Raw genomic sequence first — 23,571 nt, forward strand, 5'->3', positions numbered from 1 at the left:
CGAATGCTCCCGAAATGACGTTGCCGCCGGCTCACAGGCCGTTCGGCTGATAGAGCACCACCCTGCTGCCGGCACTCTCGAACCGGAAGGGCACGTGCACGAGTTGTTTCAACGCCTTGAGTATGGCCGGTTGCTTCTCAGGCTGGGCGAACAGCAGTAGAAATCCGCCTCCGCCCGCGCCCAGGAGCTTGCCGCCGATGGCACCGGCCTTGCGACCGGTATCGTAGATCTCGTCGATTTCGGGTGTGGACACCTTGTCCGAAAGCGATCTCTTGTGCTCCCAACCCTCAGCGAGCAGTTCACCGAATTCGGTGATCGGAGCATCCATGTTCTGAAGGATCATGATGGCTTCCGTCACCATTTCGCGCATCCGCAGAAGCTCGCGTTCCTTCTTTCCGAAGTTGTCGATCTTGGACTTCGCCACCTCCGAGGCAAACCGGGAAAGCCCCGTGAAGAAGAGCATGAGATGACTCTGCAAGTCGTCCAGTCGAGGCTTGGAAACTATCATCGGGTTTACGATGAATGTGTCGTCCCGAGTGAACTCGATCACGTTGAAACCGCCGTACGCGGCCGAGACCTGATCTTGGGATCCAACGTGCTCGCGCATGACCTCCTGTTCCATCCGGATGGCTTCGGAGGCAAGGTACTCCTTGGAGACGTATCGACCCTGCAAGGCAAGCAGCGTATGAATCAGGCCAACTGTGAACGATGAACTGGAGCCCAGCCCGGATCTTGCAGGAAGATCGCCGTCGTGGTGGATCTCCAGTCCACGTTCGCACCCCATGTCCGTAAGGATCGCACGCACGGCGGGGTGAACAATCTCGTCGACCGTCTTGACGTTCTCGATCTTCGAGTACACGAGCCGATGCTTGTGCTCGAAGAACGGCGGCAGATACCGGCAAGATACATAGCAGTACTTGTCTATGGTCGTCGCGAGAACGGCACCGCTGTTTGACCGATACCAAGCCGGATAGTCTGTTCCACCGCCGAAGAACGAAATTCTGAAGGGTGTTCTGGTGATGATCATAAGAGTCAGCTCTGCGGCCGATCGCTGTTACGGTTTCCCGCGAATTGGTACGGAACCGCCACGCACGGTTCTCACGGAATCGAACTCTGTCCCCGATATGGCTTCCGGACAGATGAGGCGCTGCGACGGGTCTCAGGCTGCCGCAGCAACGGACGCGTCCGAGTAGAGCTGACGCTTGAGTTTGATCGCCGTCATGTCCTTCACGTGCTGCAGAACCTTGGGTCCGAACTTGCGCTCAACCAGCTCGAGATAGCGAGGATTCGTGAAATACCGATGGAACGCTTCGTCTCGGAACTTGAGTACCTGCGCATTCGTGAGCGCTTCAGTGCGCAAGGGGAACGTCTCGTAGCTGTGCTGAGAGTAGCCGATCCAGTTAGACGGCAGATCCCAGCCGTTGGCGGACGCGAGCGTGTAGAGCTTTGAGCCAGGATATGCCATTGCGCAGTAGAAGTTGGCGAACTCGCAATTGGCCTCGATGGCGAGATTCAGCGTGTCTTCCATGGATTCGTAGGTATCGTCGGGCAAGCCGAAGATGTAGTTTCCGATGACGTTCATTCCCGCATCCTGGATCTTGCGCACGACCTCAATGATCTCCGAAGACCCGAAACGACCTTTCTCCACACCATCCCGCACGTGCTTGCTGCCCGATTCGATGCCCAGCGCGAGCCAGCGAAAGCCAGCCCGATTGAGCTTGTCCAGAAACTCGTCTTTGACCGAGTCCACCCGCGCATATGCCCAGATGTTGAGATCGTAGCCGCGCTCGATGATGAGATCACAGATGCCGATCACGTGCGCCCGGTTGAGCACGAACATCTCGTCCACGAACTTGATGTTCTTCACGCCGTAGCGGTTGACCAGGATGTCGATCTCCTTGATCACGGCTTCGGGGGACCACATGCGGTAGGAAGACTTGCCGAACGGCGCGTTGATGCAGCAGAAGGTGCACTTGTAAGGACATCCCAGGCTCGTGTGCATGGACACATAGGGGCTGGCGGTCGTCGATGTGCTCGAAGCAGTGCCAAGTGCGAGCCCGGTACTTGTCCATCGGCAGCAGATCCCAGGCGACGCCGGGCATTTCATTGTCCAGGTCATCCATGAGCGGTCCCGGCGGATTGGACAGGATCGCTCCGTCCCGCCGGTACCAGAGGCTGGGAATCCCGCTGAAATCGATCGCTTTCCCGGAGAGTGCCTGTACCGTTCCGAGGATCGTCTCGGGACCCTCCCGGTCACACACGAAATCGATGTCTTCCTCACGCATTGTTCGCTCCGGAAGCGCGGCCGGATGCGTACCCGTCATCATGATGCGGCAGTTCGGATCGAGTGCCTTTATGGCACGGCAGGTCTCGCCGGCTGCAGGCATGTTCTGCGTGGAAGCGGAGGGCTGGAATCCATAGACGACCATGACCACCAAGGTCGCCGCGTAGTCCCTGCAAACCGCGTCAGCCACATGCTGCGGGCTGAGATTGTGTGCGGGAGCATCGATTATCGCCACGCTTCTTCCCCGACGACGCAGGTATTCGGCAAACAATCCGGCAAGGGAAGGCGGCTCGATCGCCGAGAACTCGTTTCCCAGTTCCTGGTAAACCGCCGCACGACTTCCAGGATTGACCATCAACACGTCGACCGCGATTTTCGCCATGACAACGCACTGCCTTCGATTGAATGTTGCAAGATACCAGAAAAAGTTCGGTCACCGTCGGTCCGACGGCCCGCTAAGCCACAACCTGTCCGTCATGAGCCGCATCACCTCATCCACGCAGTGATCCACTGAATCGCGGCCCGTGCTGAGCAGCAGATCGGGAAACTCCGGGACATCGTAGGGCGCCGACACTCCGGTGAATTCCGGGATCTGCCCCGCTCTCGCCCTTGCATACAGTCCCTTCGGATCCCGGGCCTCGCAGACCGCGAGGTCGGCCGCCAGGAACACTTCGAGAAACCGGTCGTTGCCGATGACGGCACGGGCGCGCGCGCGGTCGGTGACCGACGGGGAAATGAAGGCCGTGATGACGATGAGCCCGGCGTCGTTCATCAGGTTCGCCACTTCCGCGACGCGCCGGATGTTCTCGCTCCGATCCGCGGGCGAGAACCCGAGATCCGCGGTGAGTCCGTGGCGCACGTTGTCGCCGTCCAGTACGTAGCAGGCCCGGCCCGCCTGCACCAGCCGCCGTTCTAGTTCGAATGCCAGCGTCGTCTTGCCGGAACCCGACAAGCCGGTGAGCCACACCGTGACCGCGTGCTGTCCGAGCAGACGTTCGCGGTCGGACCTTGCCACCTTCCCGTTCTGCCACTGGACGGGGCCCGTCGTCCGGATGCCGCTCATCGGCGCGTCACCTCACGACCTCCCCACTCGAAGGTGTTCGATCACCTGCCGTGCCACGTGGACCACATGATGTCGCAACTCCGGAACCGCGATCGCCTCCCAATCCATCGCTCTGAGGGAAGGCCCGGCATAGAACCAGTTCGGCATGACCGTTCCATCGGCGCCCACGGGACGATATCGCGCATCCACCTGCAGGCCCAGCCCGTGGAAGTCCACGGCCAGCCGGCCGGCCTGGGCGAGCTGTCCGAGAAGGGGATCGTCGATGCGCAGCAAGTCCGTCTGCGGACCCGTGCAATTGACGACCAGATCGAATTCCGAGGTCCTCGCCTCAACACTGCCCCGGAGCCGGTACCGGACATTCCACGGGGTGCCCTCGCCACTATCGCGCACGATCCGGAGAATCCGCGCAGCACGGAACACGACCCGGCCGTCACCCTCCAGATCCTCGAGCGCTGCCATCTGCTCCGGCGCGCATCGATGCCGGTGCACATCCCAGTAGGGCTGCACATGGCGCAGGAACCTTGCCTTTTCGGTGGCGGGCAGGCGCCGCCATAGCGCGGGCGTGATCGTACGCATGCCCGCCACCACGTCGCGCCAGTCCGCCCCTCCAGCCTGCTCTTCGCGCACGGCGTCGCGCAGCAAGCGCATGTAGGCGCGCACGGAGGCAGGTGCGGACATGAGACGCTCCGATATCGCGGTGGCCCGGGGCAATGCTGCAGGATTCCTGTGTGCGAGGGGGCGCAGTCCATGCCTCGACCACGATTCGATCGAGGCGCCGTCATTGATGGCAGACAGGGTGAGCATCACGTCGAGCGCGGTCAGGCCGGACCCCACCACGAGGACGCGCGACGCGCGCGCGCCCGCCTCCAGTGCCCCAGGCTGCCAGGGATCGTGAATGTAGCCCTCTCCGGACTTCGGCCGTCCCATGCACTCCAGCATCCTGATGCTGCCGTGGCCCATGGCGAGGACGACGGCATCGGCTACGAGCATCGTTCCGTCCGCCAGCCCGATCCTGGCACGACCGTCCTCCTCCCTCCGGATGGAGTGGGCGTCGCCGGTCATCGCCGTAAACCTGCGATTCGATTCCTCCGGGGCGCATCGCTGCAGCAGGCCCGAAAGATACTCACCGTATGCCCGGCGCGACGCGAACCGGCCTCGATCCGCGCCGGGGTCCCGGCTGCGCAGAAAATCGACGAAATCGTCTGGGCGGTCGGGCAGCGCGCTCATGTTGCCGGCTGGAACGTTGAGCAGATGCTCGGGACGGTCGGTTCGATAGGCAAGGCCTGGACCCACGGCGCCGGACCGCTCCACCAGAACCACGCGCAACGTGGAGGAAGATTCCGACAACAGGTGCAACGCGACCAGAGTGCCGCTGAACCCCCCGCCGATGATCGCCACCGTCTTCGTCATGGTCGTGGCGGGCCGCTGGTCTTGCCCTCGGAGCACTCGATCGATTCAGGAACAGGCACGCCGGATGGGCCAGCAGTGGAGGAAGAAGGATGCATCAGGCATTCTGGCTCGTGGAAGGGCTGATTATAATGACCCGGCAAAATCTCAACCCCTCCGGGCACGGCTGATTGCCTCCCGCCATACTTCTCGTCAAGACATCCTCACTCGGCGACGTCGTGCACAACCTGCCGGTGGTTTCGGACATCCGGACCGCTTTTCCGCAGGCTCGCATCGACTGGGTCGTCGAGCGTGCGTTCGCGTCGATTCCGTCTCTGCATCCGGGCGTTGACCGGGTCCTCGGGTGCAGTGTCCGGGCGTGGCGAAAGCGGCCCTTCGGCACAGGTACTCGCGCCGACATCCGGCAGCTTCGCCACGAACTCGATGAATGCACCTACGACGCCGTGATCGACACGCAGGGACTGCTCAAGAGCGCCCTCGTTTCGCGACTCGCCTCCTCGGGCGTCCATCACGGACTCGACTGGCGCAGTTCGCGGGAACCGCTTTCATTCTTCTACGATCGTGTCCACAAGGTGCCCTGGGGCAGGCACGCGGTTGTGCGCAATCGGGAACTGGCCGCGATGGCCCTCGGGTACGCCGTGCCGGCAGGACTCCACTACGGGATCCGCCCGCCTGATTTCCCGCCCGCGGAAACCGATGACGATTCGCCCGCCGATCCGGATCGGCCATGGCTCACGGAATCCCAGCGGCACTCGTGGCTTCCGTCGAAGCCATTTGCCGTCCTGCTTCATGCGTCGAGCGCAGAGGCCAAGTTCTGGCCCGAATACCAGTGGAAGAAATTGATCGCGCATCTGTCCGGTGAAGGGCTCGCAAGCGTCCTGCCCTGGGGATCGGCCGGAGAACACGCGCGTGCGGTTGCTCTGGCCGAAGGACTTCGCGATGCGGTCGTCGCGCCCCGTCTGGGACTGCGCACGCTGGCGGGAGTGATCGGCAAAGCAGCCTTCTGCATCGGAGTTGACACCGGACTCACCCACTTCGCGGCGGCACTCGGAACGAAGACCGTTGGAATCTACGTTGCAACGGATCCCGAGGCGACGGGCGTGCTGGCCCCCGGCAATGGAGTGAATGTGGGTGGAAAGGGGAACCCGCCCACTTTGGTGGACGTGCTCTACGCGCTGAAGAATCTGCAATGAACCGCCTGGTGCTGGCCATTTATCGACTGGTCCTGCTGGCGCTGGTGCCAGCCGCGCTCCTGCATCTGTGGTGGCGTGGCAGACGTCAACCGGCATACCGTCTGCACATCGCCGAGCGGTTCGGACGTTACGAAGGCGTCCCCCCGCAACCCTGCTTGTGGGTCCATGCCGTGTCGGTGGGCGAGACCCGTGCGGCACAACCGCTCGTGAAGAAACTTGCAGAACATTATCCGGACCATCGCATCCTGATGACGCACACGACGCCCACCGGGAGGGAAACGGGGGAGTCGCTATTCGGCGATACGGTCGTGAGGATCTACCTCCCGTACGATCTCCCCGGCGCAGTGGCTTCGTTCATGGATCACTTCCGTCCCGCGATGGGTGTCCTCATGGAAACGGAACTGTGGCCCAATCTGACGATGGCGGCCGCCCGCCGCGGAATCCCCGTATTTCTGGTCAACGCACGCCTGTCCGAAAAGTCCGCCCGCGGATATCGGCGCATGGCCCGCCTTACCCGGATGACGCTCGGTCATCTCGCGGGCATCGCCGCGCAGACGCCCGCAGACGCCCAACGGCTGGAGTCTCTGGGGGCACGCACCGTCGAGATTGCGGGGAACCTGAAATTCGACATCGAGCCTCCTCATTCGGCCCGTGAACAGGGGCAGAGACTGAGGGATCTGTTCGGCACTGCCCGGCCCGTGTTCCTGGCAGCGAGCACCCGGGAAGGCGAGGAGCAATTGCTTCTCTCGTCGCTTTCGCGATTGCAGCCGCGAGACGCATTGTTCGTCATCGTACCGCGCCATCCGCAACGATTCGCCGACGTGGAACAGGCACTCCGGTCGGCCGGACTGCGCTATCAGCGCCGCAGCGACGAGCGCATGGTCCAGCCCGATACGCGGGTGGTCCTCGGCGATAGCATGGGAGAGTTGTTCGCTTACTACCTTTCGGCCGATATCGCCTTCGTCGGCGGAAGTCTGTTGCCGCTGGGCGGTCAGAATCTGATCGAGGCATGCGCGGTAGGCACACCCGTGCTGGTGGGTCCGCACACCTTCAATTTCCGGGACGCTACGGCTCAGGCGTTGGCCACAGGTGCCGCTCGCCTGGTCCACGATGCGGACGATCTGATGGAGACGGCGTCCCGCCTGCTCGCCTCGACAGATGACCGTCGGCGTATGTCCGATGCGGGAAGGCAGTTCGCGCAGGCGCATCGAGGCGCCACGGCTCGTGTGATGGCGCTCGTCGAGGCTCGGGTTTCGGTCTGAACGGTCATTCGGCGGCGAGCCGCAGCGGCAAGCGGTGGCGAAGCCGAGACGTGCCGAAGGAAGAGTCGACCGATGAATTCTTTCCACTCGGCCGTCCTTCGGATCGTCGACCCCAAGGGCAGGAGCACCCGGGCGCTTGTTCGCCCATGACCGGAGCGATGGCGCTCGCCCCCCCAGGATGCTGCGGGGGAAGATCAGTGGGCAATCTGGCCGGTGTGGATCACACCGGATTCCGTGACCAGCATGCCGACGCGCTGGTCATGGCGATCCACGGGGATCTCGTCGACGATCTGCAGATCGAAGGCGGCCGCGAAACGTGGTGCGCCGGCAATCTCGGGCAGCAGGCGGTCGTAGAAGCCGGCGCCGTATCCCAGGCGATTGCCTTTCCTGTCGAATGCGAGCCCGGGGACCAGCACCCAGTCGGGAACGACGCCGTTCGCAGCGCTGCACCGTCCGGGATCCGGTTCGAGGATTCCCCAGGGACCCGGCAGAAGACATTCCAGTGCGTCGGGAACCTCGAAGACGTCGAGGCGACGAGTCGCTGGATCGATTCTTGGCAGCAGAAGCCGGACCCCGCGATCCCGCATGCGCGCGTGGAAGGCGGACGTGTCGAACTCGGATCCGAACGAGGAGTAACTCAGCAGCCGGGCCTGGGCTTTCGGGGCGACGAGGGCACACAACCGGTCGGTGATCGCCGCAGAGGACGTCGCCCTTTCCTGCGGGCTCATGGCATCACGGCGACGCTTCAGCGCATCCCGCAGACGGCGCTTCGCTTCCGCGATCGACGGATCTGCGGGCACCGCTGTATCCGACTAGCGCCCTTCGGTCTTGAGCAGGCGGTTCACGGCCTCGAGGTCGTCCACCGTCAGGCGGCCGACAGCCTGTTTCAGCTTGAGCTGAGCCACGATCGTGTCGTACCGGGCTTTGGCAAGATCGCGCCGGGCGTTGGCCACCTGCTGCTGGGCGTTCAGGACATCGACAGAGGTTCGCACGCCGACATCCCGGCCCAGCTTCGTGGATTCGAGCGAAACCAGCGACGATTGAAGCGCCTGTTCGAGCGCCTTGCCTTGCGCAAGTCCGGACGTCACGCCGAGATAGGCCTGTTGGGTATTGAGGATGGCCGTGCGGCGCGCCTGCTCGAGATCCTTTTCCGCCCGGGTCTGGTTGGCGGTGGACTCCCGTACACGGGATGTCACGAGCCCGCCCAGATAGAGGGGCACATTGAGCTGGACGCCGACCACGGTCTGCTTCACCTCGCTGCCGAAGCCGAACGTGCTGGCATTCGCCCGTGTATCGGTGTAGTTCGCCACCGCATCCAGCGTTGGCATGTGTCCACCGCGCTGCTTCTTCACTTCCCGAGATGCGATGGCGACGTTCGCGCGCTGGATCTCGACCTGCAGGCTCGTCGTCTGCGCCTGCCCGACCCAGGCATTCATATCCACCGGATCCGGTGCCGTCAGGACGATCGGCTCCACCGGCGCTGCGAGGCCACCGGCATTCTTGCCGATGATGGCGGCAAGCGCGCGATTGCGAACCTCCAGATCGTTGAGTGCGGCGACTTCCTGCGCCGTGGCCAGGTCATATCGGGCCTGCGCGTCGTTGGTGTCGGTGATCGTGGCCGTTCCGACGATGAAGTTGCGCTTGGCCTGGGCGAGCTGTTCGGCGATAGCGGACTTCTGCGCGCGAATGAACGTCAGGTTTTCCTGGGCCAGTAAGACATCGAAGTAGGCCTGGGAGACTCGGACCATCAGGTCCTGTGCGGCGGCGCTCAGCTGGATCTCCGCTACTTGCGCCTGAAGCTTGCCCTGCTCGTAGGTTTCCCAGTTCTGCGGGCGATACAGCGGTTGCGTGAGCTGCACGCCGTAGGATCGGCCTCCGAAGTCGCGCTGCCCTCCCGCGAACTGGTTTCCGCCGATGAAGTGCGCGTCGAGGTTCGTGTAGTTGAGCGCCGCATTGGCCGTGAGCTGAGGCAAGAGACCCGACTTGCCCTGGACGGCCCGCTCCTGGCCGGCGAGATACGCCGCACGGGCGGAGGCAAACTGCGCGTCGGACACGGCGGCCTCGCGATAGATCGACACGAGGTCGGCGGCTGTCGAGGTTTCTGCGCCGAAAAGAGCGATCAACGCGACGACGATCTTGGCTTTTCGCATCATGAGTCCGGTCAATCCCTTATAACGTGTACGTTTCAGTAGCGGGCCATGCCCGGCTCTACATCGCGCGCCCAGGCATCTATTCCGCCCTGCAGATTGTGGGTCTTTGCAAACCCCAACCGCTGCAGGTACATGCAGGCCTGGAAACTGCGCATTCCGTGGTGACAGACGACTACCCAGTCCCTCTCGGCATCAAGACCGGCAGCGTCCTGGGCGATGCGGGACATGGGCATCGATTTCGATCCTTCGATGGCACAGAGCTTGTACTCCCAGGGCTCGCGCACATCGAGTACGCCCGGCGGCGTGCGCGCGGGATCGGACATCCACGCTTTGAGCTCGGCGGGCGCCAGTTGCTGCATCAGAAGACGAAGCGCTCGGGTTCCCGCGCCAGCTTGAGTGGCGCGATGCAAGTTTCGAACAGACCTTCCGAGCGGTAGGTCCCCGGAGCCGTGCACGTGACCAACTGTGCGGTCATGATCGGCGCGCGGCCGACGACAGCGAGCAAGCGACCGCCGGGAGCCAGCTGCCGCCGCAGTTCGTCGGACAGGCGGCCCACGGAACCGGTCAGCAGGATGGCGTCGTAAGGCCCGTGCCTTGCCCAGCCCTCTGCTGCATTTCCCGTCTCGACCGTCACGTTGCCGATGCCCCGGGCCGCGTACTTGCGCCGCGCGCCTTCGCAGAACTCCTCGACGACATCCACGGTATAGACGTGAGCGCACAGGCGGGACAAGAGCGCCGCCTGGTATCCCGATCCGGTGCCGACTTCCAGAACCCGGTCAGTCGACGCCAGCCCCAGTTCCTGAGTCAGCCGTGCCTCCAGCTTGGGGCACAGCATGGTTTCCCCGTGGCCGATGGGTATTTCCATGTCGACAAAGGCCAGTCCGCGGTGTGCGGGGGGTACGAAGTCTTCTCGTTTGACCTGTGCCAGAACGTCGAGCACCTTCTGATCGAGCACGTCCCAGGTCCGCACCTGGCTCTCGATCATGTTGGCCCGCGCCAATTCCATGTCCATATTCGAATACCAACCCATGTATAACAGCGCGGCGGAGCTTCCGCCCCGTCCGGACACGCCCGCCCGGCGCGCCCCGGCCGACGTCTTGCCATACGCTGTGGCTCTGCCAAACGGCGGTCGCCGGCGGCGGGCGCCGCACGCCTCTGCGGAGTCTTGCCTGCAGACTCAGGCGCCCTGAATTCCAACGGGGGATTATGGCACAGGACCCCGGTTCGACGGGAACACCCCGGCGTCTCAAGCGGAGGTTTGCAACCACCGGTCCGCTCCTGTAGTCTCGATTCAGACACAGGGGTACGGGTGCCTGTTGCGCTCCGGACGCACGTCCGGGGCCGGCGCCCGGTGAGAAAGTCCCTTCGAACCTGATCCGGTCCACACCGGCGTAGGAAGATGTCTCGGCCGCAATCCTCCAGCTCGATCGTGAACGTGTTGTCCGTTGCAGGCGTCGACCCCTCGGGTGGCGCGGGCCTGCTTGCGGACATCAAGACGTTCTCGGCGCTCGGCGCCTTCGGCTGTGGTGCCGTCACGGCATTGACCGCCCAGAACACGCGTGTGGTCTCGGCCATCCACGAGGTTCCGCCGTCCTTTCTGCAAGCGCAGCTCGACACCCTGTTCGCCGACGTCCGAATCCACGCGGTGAAGATCGGAATGCTCGCCAGCGCGGCGCTCGTTCGGGTCGTGGAGCAGGCGCTGGCCGCCCATCGCCCTCCCTTCGTGGTGCTCGACCCGGTGATGGTGGCCAAGAGCGGAGATCGCCTGCTGATGCGGGACGCGGTCATGGAACTGCGCACACGGTTGCTCCCGGCCGCGACGATCGTCACTCCCAATCTTCCCGAGGCCTCCGATCTGCTGGAACGGCCGGTGGGCGAGGACGTGGCGTCGATGCGCGATGCCGCAAAACGCATCCATGACATGGGTGCCCGGGCGGTTCTCCTCAAGGGCGGACATGGGAACAACCGCGTTCTCACGGATGTGCTGTTCGACGGCGTTGCGTTCGCCGAGTTTCGCAGCGAGAGAATCGATACGCGAAACACGCATGGGACCGGATGCACGTTTTCCTCCGCCATTGCGGCGTTGCTGCCACAGCGGGACTCGATCGCGGAGGCGGTGCGGGACGCACACGAATACGTAGCGGGTGCGATCCGGGCATCGAATGACCTGGATGTAGGTTCGGGGCACGGACCGCTCAACCATTTTCATCTCGTCTGGCGGCGTGGCCATCCGGCGGCACACCAGGCCTGAACCCGACACGACAAGACGCTGCGTCAGGATAAATCAGCTCGCAACTTTCAATCGTTCGACGGAGAGCGTCCCGCGACCGGAAGCGGTGTTCCGGGGCGCGGCCCGACCGTATCACGGAGGCACACCATGAATGCACCCAAGGAATTTCTCGCCGCTCAGGCACACGTGGACGATGCAGCGATCCAACCTCTGCCGCGCTCTCGCAAGATCTACGTCTCGGGCTCACGGCCGGATATCCGTGTGCCGATGCGCGAGATTTCCCAGTCCGACACGGCCGGCATCGCCGGAACCGAATCGAACCTTCCGGTATTCGTGTACGACACATCGGGCCCCTATACCGATCCTTCAGCATCCATCGACATCCGCAACGGACTTCCCCCCCTTCGCGCTCTCTGGATCGAAGAGCGCCGCGACACGGAGGTGCTGAAGGGTCCCACCTCAGGCTACGGGCAGGAGCGGCTTGCCGATCCGGATCTGGCCTCGTTGCGCTTCAATCTGCAGCGGCTGCCGCGGCGAGCGGCGAGCGGACGCAACGTGACGCAGATGCACTACGCGCGCCGAGGAATGGTCACGCCCGAGATGGAGTTCGTCGCCATTCGCGAGAATCAGCGTCTCGGCGAGTACACCGAACTGCTGCGCCGCCAGCATCCCGGCCACTCGTTCGGCGCGAAACTGCCGACGGAAATCACGGCCGAGTTCGTGCGCGACGAAGTCGCGCGCGGGCGCGCCATCATCCCCAGCAACATCAATCACCCGGAATCGGAGCCGATGATCATCGGCCGCAATTTCCTGGTGAAAATCAATGCCAACATCGGCAATTCTGCCGTCACTTCGTCGATCGGCGAGGAGGTGGAGAAGATGACGTGGGCCATCCGATGGGGTGGCGACACGGTGATGGATCTGTCCACGGGCAAGCACATCCACGAGACGCGCGAGTGGATCGTGCGGAATGCTCCGGTTCCCATCGGCACGGTCCCCATCTATCAGGCGCTCGAGAAAGTGGACGGCAAGGCCGAGGAACTCACGTGGGAGATCTTCCGGGACACACTGATCGAACAGGCCGAGCAAGGCGTGGACTATTTCACCATCCACGCCGGAGTGCGCCTGCCTTTCATTCCGATGACCGCAAACCGCATGACGGGCATCGTGTCCCGGGGCGGATCGATCATGGCCAAGTGGTGTCTGGCTCATCACAAGGAATCATTCCTCTACACGCACTTCGAGGACATCTGCGACATCATGAAGGCCTACGACGTCGCGTTCTCGCTCGGCGACGGGCTTCGGCCGGGCTCGATCTACGATGCGAATGACGAAGCCCAGATCAACGAGTTGAAGACGTTGGGGGAACTCACACAGGTCGCCTGGCGCCATGACTGCCAAGTGATGATCGAGGGCCCGGGTCACGTGCCCATGCATCTCATCAAGGAGAACATGGAACTGCAGCTGGAGCACTGTCACGAGGCGCCGTTCTACACGCTCGGGCCGCTGACAACCGACATCGCGCCTGGCTATGACCACATCACCTCCGCCATCGGCGCCGCCATGATCGGCTGGTTCGGGACCGCGATGCTTTGTTACGTCACGCCCAAAGAACATTTAGGATTGCCTAACAAAAAAGACGTGAAGGACGGCATCATCGCGTACAAGATCGCGGCACATGCAGCCGACCTGGCGAAGGGCCATCCGGGCGCTCAGATCCGCGACAACGCGCTGTCCAAGGCGCGTTTCGAGTTCCGCTGGGAGGACCAGTTCAATCTGGGGCTGGATCCCGATACGGCGAAGGAGTTTCACGACGCGACCCTGCCTCAGCAGGGAGCCAAACTCGCGCACTTCTGCTCCATGTGCGGTCCGCACTTCTGTTCCATGAAGATCACGCAGGACGTTCGCGAGTTCGCGCAATCGGCCGGCGTCAAGGAAAGCGAAGCGCTCGAGCGCGGGATGAAAGTGAAGTCGGTGGAATTCCTGAACCAGGGCGCAGAGATCTACCGGCGCACATGAGCTTTCGCTGAACGGGCCGCCGGCAAACCGGGCCACCTCGATCCATCGGTATTGGCATGCTCGGCCACGGCAATGACCACGCCGTGGCCGGTGCCGGCACCTGAAAGCCGCTCGCGTCTCCCTGTTCGCAGAGGGTCCCAGCAAGAAGGTTCCGGCTTGTTCACGATGGAAGGGCCGCTATAATCGCGTCCCTCATGGATCTCGTCATTCTCCTGAAGGCGTTGGTGCTTGGCATCGTGGAAGGGCTCACGGAGTTCTTGCCGATATCGAGCACCGGTCATCTGATCATCGCCGAGCAGCTCCTGTCTTTCTCCGGCGAAAAGGCGAAGGTCTTCGCTCTCTTCATCCAGCTCGGTGCCATCCTGGCGGTGTGCTGGGAATATCGTCAGCGCATCAGGGACGCCATCGGCGGCCTGGGGTCCAGCACGAAACAGAGGCGATTCGTCTTGAATGTCGCTGTCGCGTTCGTCCCGGCAGCCATCCTGGGCCTGCTCCTTGGCAAGCACATCAAGGCGCATCTGTTCCATCCCATCCCGGTCGCGATCGCGTTCGTCGTGGGGGGGCTGCTCATACTGTGGATCGAGCGACGGCAGCGACCCGTGCGAGTTGCCGAAGTGGACGACATGCGATTGTCGGATGCGCTGAAGGTGGGGATCGCACAAACCTTCGCGCTCATTCCTGGCACGTCGCGGTCCGGCGCCACCATCATCGGGGGTATGCTCTTTGGATTGTCCCGCCGCGCAGCCACGGAGTTCTCGTTCTTCCTGGCCATCCCGACGCTCAGCGCGGCGGCGCTGTATGACTTCTGGAAGCATCGTGCGCTGCTTTCGCAGGATGACATCGGCGTGTTCGCGGTGGGTTTCGCGGCGGCCTTTGTCAGCGCATTGATTGCCGTCCGAGGATTGATCCGGTACGTGGCTCACCACGACTTCACCGTGTTCGCCTGGTACCGGATCGTGTTCGGCGGGCTTGTACTCTGGACTTCCTGGGCCGGTTGGGTCCGGTGGGTAGCGGACTAGTCAAGGTCGGCACGATGTGCGGTCGCGCCTGGAATGCGGTATGTCTGGCCGACCGGATTCAGCTCTGAACCCACGGAAGCCCCGCCTTCCTCCACCCCCCCACGGAATTGCGGTGTCCTGCCGCGTCCTTGTCCCCTTCGAACCCTTCGAGAATGTTGTATGCCTCCGTATAGCCCGCCTGCTTTGCGGCGGAGGCTGCCGCGTGCGATCGGCCGCCGCTCCGGCACAGGAACATCACAAGCGATTCCGGATCGACCTGTTGCTTGAGTTCGGCCGTGAAGGAGGCATTGGGCTGACCTCCGGGATACGTCTGCCACTCGATCTCGACGCTGCCCGGCACTCGGCCCACCCAATCCCATTCCGCGCGCGTGCGGACGTCCACCAATTTGGCTCCGGGGGCCAGCGTCAGAAGTTCCTGGGCTTCGGCTGGAGTAAGAGCTCCGTCGTAGGGAAGCCCCTTGGTACGGGCTCGTTCCTGGGCCGTTTCAAGTATCTGGGTCAACCTTCCCATGCTCGTCTCCAGTTTGAGGAAATGAAGGATTGGCCGCCTCGAGCGCCCGACGAAACGCACCGATGTGGTGCGTTTCGGAAATAATCGGCACCAAGAGAGTGCTGCGCTGCCCTGCTGCGGTCACGTAAGGAATTGTGGCACAATGCTTTTTCGGCAAGAAGCCGTGGCACAGAACCTGCACCATCGCGGGCTCGTTTGCCGAGTCCGTGTCTACTTCCCGGTCTTTTTTCGTAACAGTTCATAGCTCTAGGAGAAATAGGATGTCCCCAGCCGACGTCATGAAAATGGTCAAGGACAACGAAGTCAAATTCGTTGATTTCCGCTTCACCGATACCCGCGGCAAGGAACAACACGTTTCGGTACCCGTGAAAGCGTTCGACGACAGCAAGTTCGTCGACGGCCACGCATTCGACGGCTCCTCGATCGCCGGCTGGAAGGGAATCCAGGCCTCCGACATGCTGCTCATGCCCGACGCGGCCACCGCCCACCTGGACCCGTTTACCGACGAGCCTACCCTCATTCTCACGTGCGATGTCATCGAACCGGCGGACGGCAAGGGCTACGACCGTGACCCCCGTTCCATTGCCAAGCGCGCGGATGCCTATCTCAAGTCCTCCGGCATCGGCGACGTGGCCTATTTCGGACCGGAACCCGAGTTCTTCATCTTCGATGCAGTCACGTGGAACGTGGACATGTCCGGTTGCTTCGTGAAGATCACGTCCGGTGAGGCCCCGTGGTCGACCGGTCTCGATCTCGAAGGCGGAAACATGGGCCATCGCCCCCCGGTGAAGGGCGGCTACTTCCCCGTTCCCCCCGTGGATTCCCTGCAGGACCTGCGCTCCGCCATGTGTCTCGCGCTGGAGGAACAAGGGGTTGAAGTGGAAGTGCATCACCACGAAGTCGCGGCTCCCGGACAGTGCGAGATCGGCACCAAGTTCGCCCCGCTGGTCCAGCGGGCGGACTGGCTGCAGATCCTCAAGTACACGGTCCACAACGTGGCGCACCAGTTCGGCAAGACCGCGACGTTCATGCCCAAGCCTATCGTGGGAGACAATGGCTCCGGCATGCACGTGCACCAGTCGGTATGGAAAGACGGCAAGAACCTTTTCGCCGGCAACGGCTACGCCGGCCTGTCCGAGTTCGCCCTGTACTACATCGGCGGCATCATCAAGCACGCCAAGGCGTTGAATGCCATTACGAATCCGGGAACGAACTCGTACAAGCGCCTCGTACCCGGCTTCGAAGCTCCGATCAACCTGGCCTACTCCGCTCGCAACCGCTCCGCGTCCATCCGGATCCCGTTTGTGCAGAGCGACAAGGCTCGCCGCATCGAAGTCCGCTTCCCGGACCCCACTGCCAACCCTTACCTGGCCTTCGCCGCAATGCTGATGGCCGGTCTCGATGGCGTGCAGAACAAGATCCATCCGGGCGATGCGATCGACAAGAACCTTTACGACCTGCCGCCGGAAGAGGCGAAGAAGGTGCCGAACGTCTGCTCGTCGCTCGATATGGCACTGGAACACCTCGACAACGACCGCGAGTTCCTCACCCGTGGCGGCGTCTTCTCCAACGACATGATCGATGCCTACATCACGCTGAAGATGGAAGAAGTCACGCGCTTCCGGATGACGACCCATCCGGTCGAATTCGACATGTACTACAGCGCCTGATCATCTTTGCTGTCGGTGTTTGCGGAAAAGGCGGGGGCGACCCCGCCTTTTTCACTTCGGAGAGCCCAATTGCAGACCCGCCCCTGCTCGCATAGACTCGATCGGAACCGGGCACGACCCGCCGCAACTCCGTCAAGGCCTGCAATCGATGCGTACCGTTCTTGCCCTCGTGCTGCTCAGTCTGATCGGACCTGCGTGGGCGGGCGCAACCTGCAAGTACGTGGATGGAGAAGGCCGGATCACCTTTGCCAACGTTCCGGTGAAGAATGCCCGGAAGGTCGCATGCTTCGATCCGGTGCCGCCACCCGCACCAAAACGGGTCACTCAGGCGACGCCCAAGCCATCGACGCCTTCACAACCTCAGCCGTCGGCGAAGGTCGAGCCGGATGTCCAGCAAAGACGCGACCTCGATCGCCAGCGGATCCTGCAGCAGGAACTGGCAGAGGAGATCCGCTTGCTCGAAGAAGCCAAGCGTCTGTTCCTGCAGGGGGATCAGACCCGTTCACAGTCGTCGAGCGCCGCTGCGCAAGTGCTGGAGCGGCTAGGGCCGGTATCCGACGCCGTTCAGAGGCACGAACGCAATATCGATGCACTTCGCCGCGAACTGGCGGCTGCTCGCTGAATCGCGCCTTCGCGCCTTCTTTTCCGCCACTCGATTGCATCGCTGAACGACGCTCCTCGGGCGGCGTCTCTGATGGCGCGCTAATTGCAATTCCGAGGGCATGGCCCCGGAGCAAATCCAGATGAAGCCCGATGCTCTCCAAGGGCTCGATCTTCTGTCGACAGCAGTCTTGCTGCTGGACAGTCATCTGCGCGTCACGCACCTCAATCCGGCCGCCGAGAATCTTTTCCGGGCAAGTCGCAAGAGCATGGTGGGCCAGCCGCTCCGCGAGGCTTTCGCAGAATCACAGGCGCTGGAGACCGCGGTGGAGACGGCACGACGGGATCGATCAAGCTTCACCCAGCACGACCTTACGCTCACTGCAGCCAACGCGAGCGTTCCACAGAAGCAGGTCCTGACGTGCACGGTGACACCTTACGAGCTGCCGGAATGCAACGGAGTGCTGATCGAACTCGCTCCTGCCCAGCAGCAACTGCGAATCGCTCGCGAGGAGCGGTTGCTGGATCAGACTCAGGCCAACCGCGAACTCGTCCGCAATCTGGCACATGAGATCAAGAACCCGCTCGGCGCGCTTCGTGGCGCAGCGCAACTGCTGGAGCGGGAACTGGAGCAGCCGGAACAGCGCGAATACACGCAGGTGATCATGATGGAAGCCGACCGGCTCCAATCGTTGATGGACCGGATGCTGACACCGCACCGCCTGCCCAAGCTCGTTCAGCTCAACATCCACGAAGTCACGGAACATGTCCGCAGCCTGATTGCAGCGGAATTTCCCGGGGTCTCGATCGAGCGGGACTACGACACGAGCCTCCCTTTCGTCATCGGCGATCGTGAACAACTGATCCAGGCGGTGCTCAACATCGCTCGCAATGCCGCACAGGCCATGAAGGGTCACGGCACCATCATGTTCCGTACTCGAGTGACCCGGCGCATCACGCTGGCAAAGAAGCACTACAGGCTGGCGATCTGCCTCGACGTGATCGACAACGGTCCGGGCATACCGGAGCAGATCAAGGATCGCGTGTTCTTTCCGCTGGTCTCGGGTCGTGACGGTGGTACCGGCCTCGGGCTCACCATCGCGCAGACGTTCGTGCACCAGCACCATGGACTCATCGAAGTCGACAGCCAGCCTGGCCGTACCTGTTTCACGCTTCTGTTGCCGCTCACGGAAACGCTCGTGAATTCCGGCGATGAAAAACCGCAACGCTAGACCCTGAACCATGAGACCTGTCTGGATCATCGACGACGACCGCTCGATTCGGTGGGTATTCGAGAAAGCGCTCACGCGCGAGGATATCCCGTTCAAGACCTTCTCCAGCGCTCCCGAGGCACTGTCCGCGCTTTCCAGCGCGCCGCCCCAGGTGGTCGTGAGCGACATCCGCATGCCGGGCGGCTCGGGACTGGAGCTGCTGCAGCAGATCAAGGCACGCTTTCCCGCGCTGCCGGTGATCATCATGACCGCGTATTCCGACCTCGAAAGCGCTGTGTCGGCCTTCCAGAGCGGCGCGTTCGAGTATCTGCCAAAGCCCTTCGACGTGGACCAGGCCGTCGATCTCATCCGGCGCGCGATGACGGAAGTGTCGCAAGGCGAGGAAGTGATCGAAGCGCAGGAAGTCACCCCCGAGATCCTCGGGCAGGCCGCTTCGATGCAGGAAGTCTTCCGCGCGATCGGAAGACTCACGCAATCGCAGGCAACGGTTCTGATCAATGGCGAATCGGGCACCGGCAAGGAGTTGGTGGCGCGCGCATTGCACCGGCACAGCCCCCGCTCTTCCAAGCCATTCGTCGCAATCAACACCGCCGCGATTCCCAAGGATCTGCTGGAATCCGAACTGTTCGGCCATGAGCGCGGGGCGTTCACGGGTGCACAGACGACGCGGCGAGGCCGGTTCGAGCAGGCCGAAGGCGGGACTCTGTTCCTGGACGAGATCGGAGACATGCCGCCAGACCTGCAGACCCGTCTGCTTCGCGTGTTATCCGATGGACAGTTCTATCGTGTCGGAGGTCACCAGCCGATCCGGGCCAATGTGCGCATCATTGCCGCCACACACCAGGATCTGGAGTTGCGAGTCAAACAGGGACTGTTCCGTGAGGATCTCTTCCATCGGCTGAACGTGATCAGGCTGAGATTGCCGAGCCTCAGAGAGCGGCGGGAAGACGTCCCGCTGCTTGTGAAGTATTTTCTCGGCAAGAGTGCCCGGGAGCTGGGGGTGGAGCCCAAGCGGCTTACCGATGCCGCGATGAAGTATCTGACGGCTCTCGACTGGCCGGGCAACGTCCGTCAACTCGAGAATATCTGTCATTGGGTGACCGTCATGGCTCCCGGTGTCAACGTGGACATCGCGGATCTTCCTGCGGAGATTCGGGAACGGTCGGCACGAACCACCACCGAGAGCTGGATCAACGCACTCGAACGCGAGGCCGAGAGTGCGCTGAAGCGAGGCGAGCGCAGGATCATGGACGACATGACCAAGGCCTTCGAACGAGCCCTGATCCTGAAGGCGCTCGCGCATACCGGCGGACGCCGGATCGAAGCCGCAAATTTGCTCGGCCTCGGAAGAAACACCCTTACGCGCAAGATACAGGAACTCGGCATCGACGAGCGGGCGCACCCGGACGCGGCCTGAGACATCCTCGATCCGGTCTTCGCACCGCCCCAACGTCGGGCGGATGGTCAGCCGACCGCCAGCTCGGCGATGACGGGCGCGTGATCGGAGGGACGTTCCAGGGCGCGCATGGCCGCGTCGATCCGGCACGATGTGCAGGCGGGTGCGAGGGCTTCCGAAAGAAGAATGTGGTCGATCCTCAAACCCATCTTCCGTCTGAACGCATTCATCCGGTAGTCCCACCAGCTGAAGGATCCGGATGGTTGCTCGAACAACCGGAAGCCGTCTTTGAAGCCTTCGCCGAGCAGTGAACGGAATGCGACCCTTTCCGGTTCGCTCACCAGGACCTGCCCTTCCCAGGCCTTTGGATCGTGCACATCTTCATCAGCCGGCGCGACGTTGTAGTCGCCAAGCACGGCCATCCGCGAATGGACGGGTAGCTCCGACCGCAACCATGCGCGAAAGGCCTCGAACCACCGGAGCTTGTACTGGTACTTGTCGGAGTCGACACTCTGGCCGTTCGGAACGTAGGCGCAGACAATTCTGACTCCGTCGAACGTTGCACTGAGCACCCGTCGTTGTTCGTCATCGAAGCCTGGAATCCCCTCCACGACGTCCACGGCATCCTGCCTGGACAGGATCGCCACGCCGTTGTACGTGCGCTGACCAGAATAGACGGCACGATAACCGGCGACCGCCAGTTCAGCCTGGGGAAACGAGGCGTTCTCCGTCTTTGTTTCCTGGAGGCAGACCACATCCGGATGCTCGCGCGACAGCCATTCGAGCAGGTGACCAAGCCGGACCTTGAGCGAGTTGACGTTCCACGTGGCGATCTTCATGCAACGACGATCACTTCGATGAGGCGCTCGATGCAGTGCCTTCACCCTTCGCAGGCGGTACGGTCTCCGCCGGGCCGTCCTGATTACCCGCCGGCGGCGACTTGGGCGGCTGGGCCCCACGCGCTTGCGACTTCGATGTGGATGGCTTGGGCGGCAACAGGGATGTCCTTGGATAGTTGGCCGCATCCAGCGCTGCGTTCCATTGCCCCTCCTCCCAACCACGCGTGAGCGATCGGCCCACCATGAGCATCGGCACCTCCACTTCCTCGGATCCCGTGAGCTTCTTCACTTCAGCCTGAACCTCGGCCGTCCGCGCATTCTTCTCCGTGAAGGGCACACCGCGACTCTCGAGAAACTTGCGGGCGCTCGTGCAGGCGTCTCCGCAGTCCGCCGTGAAAAGGGTCACGGGAAATGCGCGGACTGCACGCTGCAGCGCATACGGAAGGGGCCCGCTGCCTGCCTTGTCTCCCAATTTCTTCTCCTCCACGCTGCGTGCGGACGTGGGCGGGGGCTTGTCGGTATAGAAGACCTGCCCTGAAGCATCTGTCCAACGATAGAGCTTCTGCTGGGCCGCGACCGGAACCAGCGGCAACATCAACGCAACCGCAACGCAAATCGCCTTGATCATCGAGTCACTCTCCCTATGCCCGCCGGAGCGCGGTCAGGCCGCGACCATGCCATTGTGCCTGAGCAGCGCGTCGATCGTCGGTTCCCGCCCGCGGAATGCCACGAACGATTCCATCGCTGGTCTGCTGCCGCCCACACCCAGGATCTCCTGCCAGAACCGACGGCCGGTGTTCTCGTCGAGAACGCCCCTTTCCTCGAACAGGGAATAGGCATCTGCCGAGAGAACCTCCGCCCACTTGTAGCTGTAGTAGCCCGCCGCATACCCTCCAGCGAAAATGTGCGAGAAGCTGTTCTGGAAACGGTTGAATGGCGGGGGCTGCACGACAGCGACCTCCGACCGGATCCTGTCCAGCAGCGCGCGGACCGTTGCCGTGCCTGCGGGATCGAAGACATGATGAAGTTCCATGTCGAACAGGGCGAACTCGATCTGCCTCATCGTCTGCATGCCGCTCTGGAAGTTCTTCGCGGCCAGCATCTTGTCGAACAGCGCTCGCGGCAGCGGCTCGCCGGAAGTGCAATGCGCCGTCATGTGTTGCAGCACTTCCCACTCCCAGCAGAAATTCTCCATGAACTGGCTGGGCAGTTCGACGGCGTCCCATTCGACTCCGTTGATGCCGGAGACGGCCAACTCGTCGACACGCGTGAGCAGATGGTGAAGACCGTGGCCGAACTCGTGAAAGAGCGTGATTACCTCGTCGTGCGTGAACAGGGCTGGCTTCCCTTCGACGGGGCCGGAGAAGTTGCAGTTCAGATAGGCCACCGGCGTCTGCGTGCCCCCCACGATGCTGCGACGGGTGATGGCGTCGTCCATCCAAGCCCCACCGCGCTTGCTGGCTCGCGCATACAGATCGAGATAGAAGTGCCCGACGATCCGGCCATCCGTCGTCGATATCCGGTAGAAGTGCACGTCGGGGTGCCAGAGCGGCGCCTTGTCGGGAGCGATTTCCAGGCCGTAGAGAGACCGGACAACGCGGAACATGCCCTCTATCACGCGGGCCTCGGGGGAAGTACTGCTTCACTTCCTGCTCGGAGAACGCGTACCGCTCGACTCTCAGCTTCTCGGATATCCACGCGACGTCCCATGCTTGCAGGTCCTTCAATCCGAGACGTTCGGACGCGAAGGTGCGCAGGTCCGCGAAGTCTCCCTCCGCGAACGGTCGCGCGCGACGCGCCAGATCACGCAGGAACTCGAGCACCTGATCCGGAGAACGCGCCATCTTGGGGACCAGCGAGACCTCGGCGAATGTACGGTAACCGAGCAACTCGGCTTCCTCGCGCCGGAGACGCAGGATCGCGTCGATCACCCCGGAATTGTCGAAACGCGGATCACCGAGTTCCGACGCGCGCGTCGTGTAGGCGCGATACATCCTTTCCCGCAGGGGCCGGTGCTCGGCGTACTGCATGACCGGGAGATACGAGGGCATGTGAAGCGTGAACTTCCAACCGCTGCGCCCCTCGCTTCTGGCCGCAGCGCTGGCTGCCTGGAGAACGTCCTCGGGAATGCCCGCCACCTCTTCATTGCTTTGGACGAGGATTGCGAAGGCGTTCGTGGCATCGAGCACGTTGTCGCTGAATCGGGAAGAAAGCTCGGCCAGCCGTTCGGCCAGAGCCTTGAACCGGGGCTTCTCGGCCTCGGACAGCTCTGCGCCGCCGAGGCGAAAATCCCTCAGTCTGTTGTCGACGATCCGACGCCTTGCCGGATCGAGATTCGCGAAGGCGCCTGAATCGCGAAGCGCCTTGTATTTCCGATACAGCCCTTCGTGCTGGGCCAGTTCGGTGCCGTACTTCGAAATCTTGGGAAGATTGGAGTTGTAGGCCTCGCGAAGCGCCGGGCTGTTCATGACTGCGTTCATGTGGGCAACCTGGCCCCAGGCCCGATAGAGGCGTTCGTTGGCGTCTTCCAGAGGTTGCACGAACGTCTGCCAATCCACACCGGAACCTTCCCCCGCAAGGCGCTCCACGAGGCTGCGGTTCTCCGTCAGCAGTTGGTCTATCGCCGGTGTCACGAACTCCGGCTTGAACTCGGCGAAGCGAGGCAGCCCGGAAAAATCGAGTAGTGGATTCATGAG

Annotated in this window: 20 protein-coding genes, 2 pseudogenes and 1 riboswitch; of the genes and pseudogenes, 9 read left to right on the forward strand and 13 right to left on the reverse strand. The window is 62.7% G+C overall.

The genetic code is table 11. The features are described from left to right. Nucleotides 1–31: 31 nt before the first annotated feature. From IPK20_02950 to IPK20_02965, 4 genes and pseudogenes are all read right to left on the reverse strand, one after another. Nucleotides 32–1,027 (reverse strand): kinase, encoded by a 996-nt coding sequence (locus IPK20_02950; GenBank protein MBK8015766.1) that lies wholly within the window; start codon nt 1,025–1,027, stop codon nt 32–34. 132 nt (nt 1,028–1,159) lie between these two features. Then, nucleotides 1,160–2,666: pseudogene (locus IPK20_02955) on the reverse strand (radical SAM protein). Between the two features lie 51 nt (nt 2,667–2,717). After that, entirely contained in the window at nt 2,718–3,347 is a 630-nt protein-coding gene (gene cysC / locus IPK20_02960; protein MBK8015767.1) for an adenylyl-sulfate kinase, read from the reverse strand. 12 nt (nt 3,348–3,359) lie between these two features. Beyond that, nucleotides 3,360–4,757 carry an FAD/NAD(P)-binding protein gene (locus IPK20_02965; protein ID MBK8015768.1) on the reverse strand — a complete coding sequence of 466 codons (1,398 nt, stop codon included), beginning with the start codon at nt 4,755–4,757 and terminating at the stop codon, nt 3,360–3,362. A gap of 167 nt (nt 4,758–4,924) precedes the next feature. Here IPK20_02965 and waaC point away from each other — a divergent pair, with 167 nt between their 5' ends. Next, nucleotides 4,925–5,947: a lipopolysaccharide heptosyltransferase I gene (waaC, locus tag IPK20_02970; protein MBK8015769.1), complete on the forward strand. Its 1,023-nt coding sequence runs from the start codon at nt 4,925–4,927 to the stop codon at nt 5,945–5,947. Next, entirely contained in the window at nt 5,944–7,209 is a 1,266-nt protein-coding gene (gene waaA, locus IPK20_02975; GenBank protein MBK8015770.1) for a lipid IV(A) 3-deoxy-D-manno-octulosonic acid transferase, read from the forward strand. Before waaC ends, waaA begins: the two co-directional genes overlap by 4 nt. A 194-nt stretch (nt 7,210–7,403) precedes the next feature. Here the strand turns inward: waaA and IPK20_02980 are convergent, their stop codons facing one another. The 4 genes from IPK20_02980 to IPK20_02995 are packed head-to-tail and all read right to left on the reverse strand — an operon-like array spanning nt 7,404 to nt 10,371. After that, a complete protein-coding gene (locus IPK20_02980; protein MBK8015771.1) occupies nt 7,404–8,009 on the reverse strand; it encodes a 5-formyltetrahydrofolate cyclo-ligase in 606 nt (201 codons plus the stop codon). 12 nt (nt 8,010–8,021) lie between these two features. Beyond that, the gene (locus tag IPK20_02985) at nt 8,022–9,359 is read right to left on the reverse strand and encodes a TolC family outer membrane protein (GenBank protein MBK8015772.1); all 1,338 of its coding nucleotides are present in this window, start codon (nt 9,357–9,359) and stop codon (nt 8,022–8,024) included. Between the two features lie 35 nt (nt 9,360–9,394). Then, complete coding sequence (locus IPK20_02990) at nt 9,395–9,718, reverse strand: sulfurtransferase (GenBank protein ID MBK8015773.1); 324 nt, start codon at nt 9,716–9,718, stop codon at nt 9,395–9,397. Next, a complete protein-coding gene (locus tag IPK20_02995; GenBank protein ID MBK8015774.1) occupies nt 9,718–10,371 on the reverse strand; it encodes a protein-L-isoaspartate O-methyltransferase in 654 nt (217 codons plus the stop codon). Before IPK20_02995 ends, IPK20_02990 begins: the two co-directional genes overlap by 1 nt. A gap of 314 nt (nt 10,372–10,685) precedes the next feature. Then, a riboswitch (TPP riboswitch) is annotated at nt 10,686–10,774 on the forward strand. Here IPK20_02995 and thiD point away from each other — a divergent pair. The 3 genes from thiD (at nt 10,759) to IPK20_03010 (ending at nt 14,627) form a co-directional block, all read left to right on the forward strand. Next, the gene (thiD, locus tag IPK20_03000) at nt 10,759–11,610 is read left to right on the forward strand and encodes a bifunctional hydroxymethylpyrimidine kinase/phosphomethylpyrimidine kinase (protein ID MBK8015775.1); all 852 of its coding nucleotides are present in this window, start codon (nt 10,759–10,761) and stop codon (nt 11,608–11,610) included. (Overlaps the previous riboswitch by 16 nt.) Before the next feature lie 126 nt (nt 11,611–11,736). Next, complete coding sequence (gene thiC, locus IPK20_03005) at nt 11,737–13,608, forward strand: phosphomethylpyrimidine synthase ThiC (GenBank protein ID MBK8015776.1); 1,872 nt, start codon at nt 11,737–11,739, stop codon at nt 13,606–13,608. Between the two features lie 194 nt (nt 13,609–13,802). Continuing rightward, on the forward strand, nt 13,803–14,627 hold the full coding sequence (locus tag IPK20_03010) for an undecaprenyl-diphosphate phosphatase (protein MBK8015777.1): 825 nt from the start codon (nt 13,803–13,805) through the stop codon (nt 14,625–14,627). Nucleotides 14,628–14,685: 58 nt separating this feature from the next. On the opposite strand, the gene IPK20_03015 is transcribed toward IPK20_03010, so the two are convergent. Both IPK20_03015 and IPK20_03020 read right to left on the reverse strand, forming a co-directional pair. Next, nucleotides 14,686–15,138, reverse strand: a complete 453-nt coding sequence (locus IPK20_03015) for a rhodanese-like domain-containing protein (protein ID MBK8015778.1) — start codon at nt 15,136–15,138, stop codon at nt 14,686–14,688. Beyond that, nucleotides 15,113–15,322, reverse strand: a complete 210-nt coding sequence (locus IPK20_03020) for a hypothetical protein (GenBank protein MBK8015779.1) — start codon at nt 15,320–15,322, stop codon at nt 15,113–15,115. The genes IPK20_03015 and IPK20_03020 overlap by 26 nt, the downstream gene beginning before the upstream one ends. Before the next feature lie 76 nt (nt 15,323–15,398). Between IPK20_03020 and glnA the strand changes: the two genes are divergently transcribed. The 4 genes from glnA (at nt 15,399) to ntrC (ending at nt 20,057) form a co-directional block, all read left to right on the forward strand. Next, the gene (gene glnA, locus IPK20_03025; protein MBK8015780.1) at nt 15,399–16,808 is read left to right on the forward strand and encodes a type I glutamate--ammonia ligase; all 1,410 of its coding nucleotides are present in this window, start codon (nt 15,399–15,401) and stop codon (nt 16,806–16,808) included. Between the two features lie 148 nt (nt 16,809–16,956). Next, nucleotides 16,957–17,430 (forward strand): DUF4124 domain-containing protein, encoded by a 474-nt coding sequence (locus IPK20_03030; GenBank protein ID MBK8015781.1) that lies wholly within the window; start codon nt 16,957–16,959, stop codon nt 17,428–17,430. 100 nt (nt 17,431–17,530) lie between these two features. Next, on the forward strand, nt 17,531–18,640 hold the full coding sequence (locus IPK20_03035; protein MBK8015782.1) for a PAS domain-containing protein: 1,110 nt from the start codon (nt 17,531–17,533) through the stop codon (nt 18,638–18,640). A gap of 10 nt (nt 18,641–18,650) precedes the next feature. Beyond that, a complete protein-coding gene (gene ntrC, locus IPK20_03040; GenBank protein ID MBK8015783.1) occupies nt 18,651–20,057 on the forward strand; it encodes a nitrogen regulation protein NR(I) in 1,407 nt (468 codons plus the stop codon). Nucleotides 20,058–20,104: 47 nt separating this feature from the next. On the opposite strand, the gene xth is transcribed toward ntrC, so the two are convergent. From xth to IPK20_03055, 3 genes and pseudogenes are all read right to left on the reverse strand, one after another. Then, nucleotides 20,105–20,875: an exodeoxyribonuclease III gene (gene xth / locus IPK20_03045; protein ID MBK8015784.1), complete on the reverse strand. Its 771-nt coding sequence runs from the start codon at nt 20,873–20,875 to the stop codon at nt 20,105–20,107. 10 nt (nt 20,876–20,885) lie between these two features. Beyond that, on the reverse strand, nt 20,886–21,503 hold the full coding sequence (locus tag IPK20_03050) for a DUF4124 domain-containing protein (GenBank protein ID MBK8015785.1): 618 nt from the start codon (nt 21,501–21,503) through the stop codon (nt 20,886–20,888). 33 nt (nt 21,504–21,536) lie between these two features. After that, a pseudogene (locus IPK20_03055) lies at nt 21,537–23,568 on the reverse strand (M3 family metallopeptidase). Between the last annotated feature and the right edge of the window lie 3 nt (nt 23,569–23,571).

The organism is Betaproteobacteria bacterium (assembly GCA_016713305.1).
GTDB lineage: Bacteria > Pseudomonadota > Gammaproteobacteria > Burkholderiales.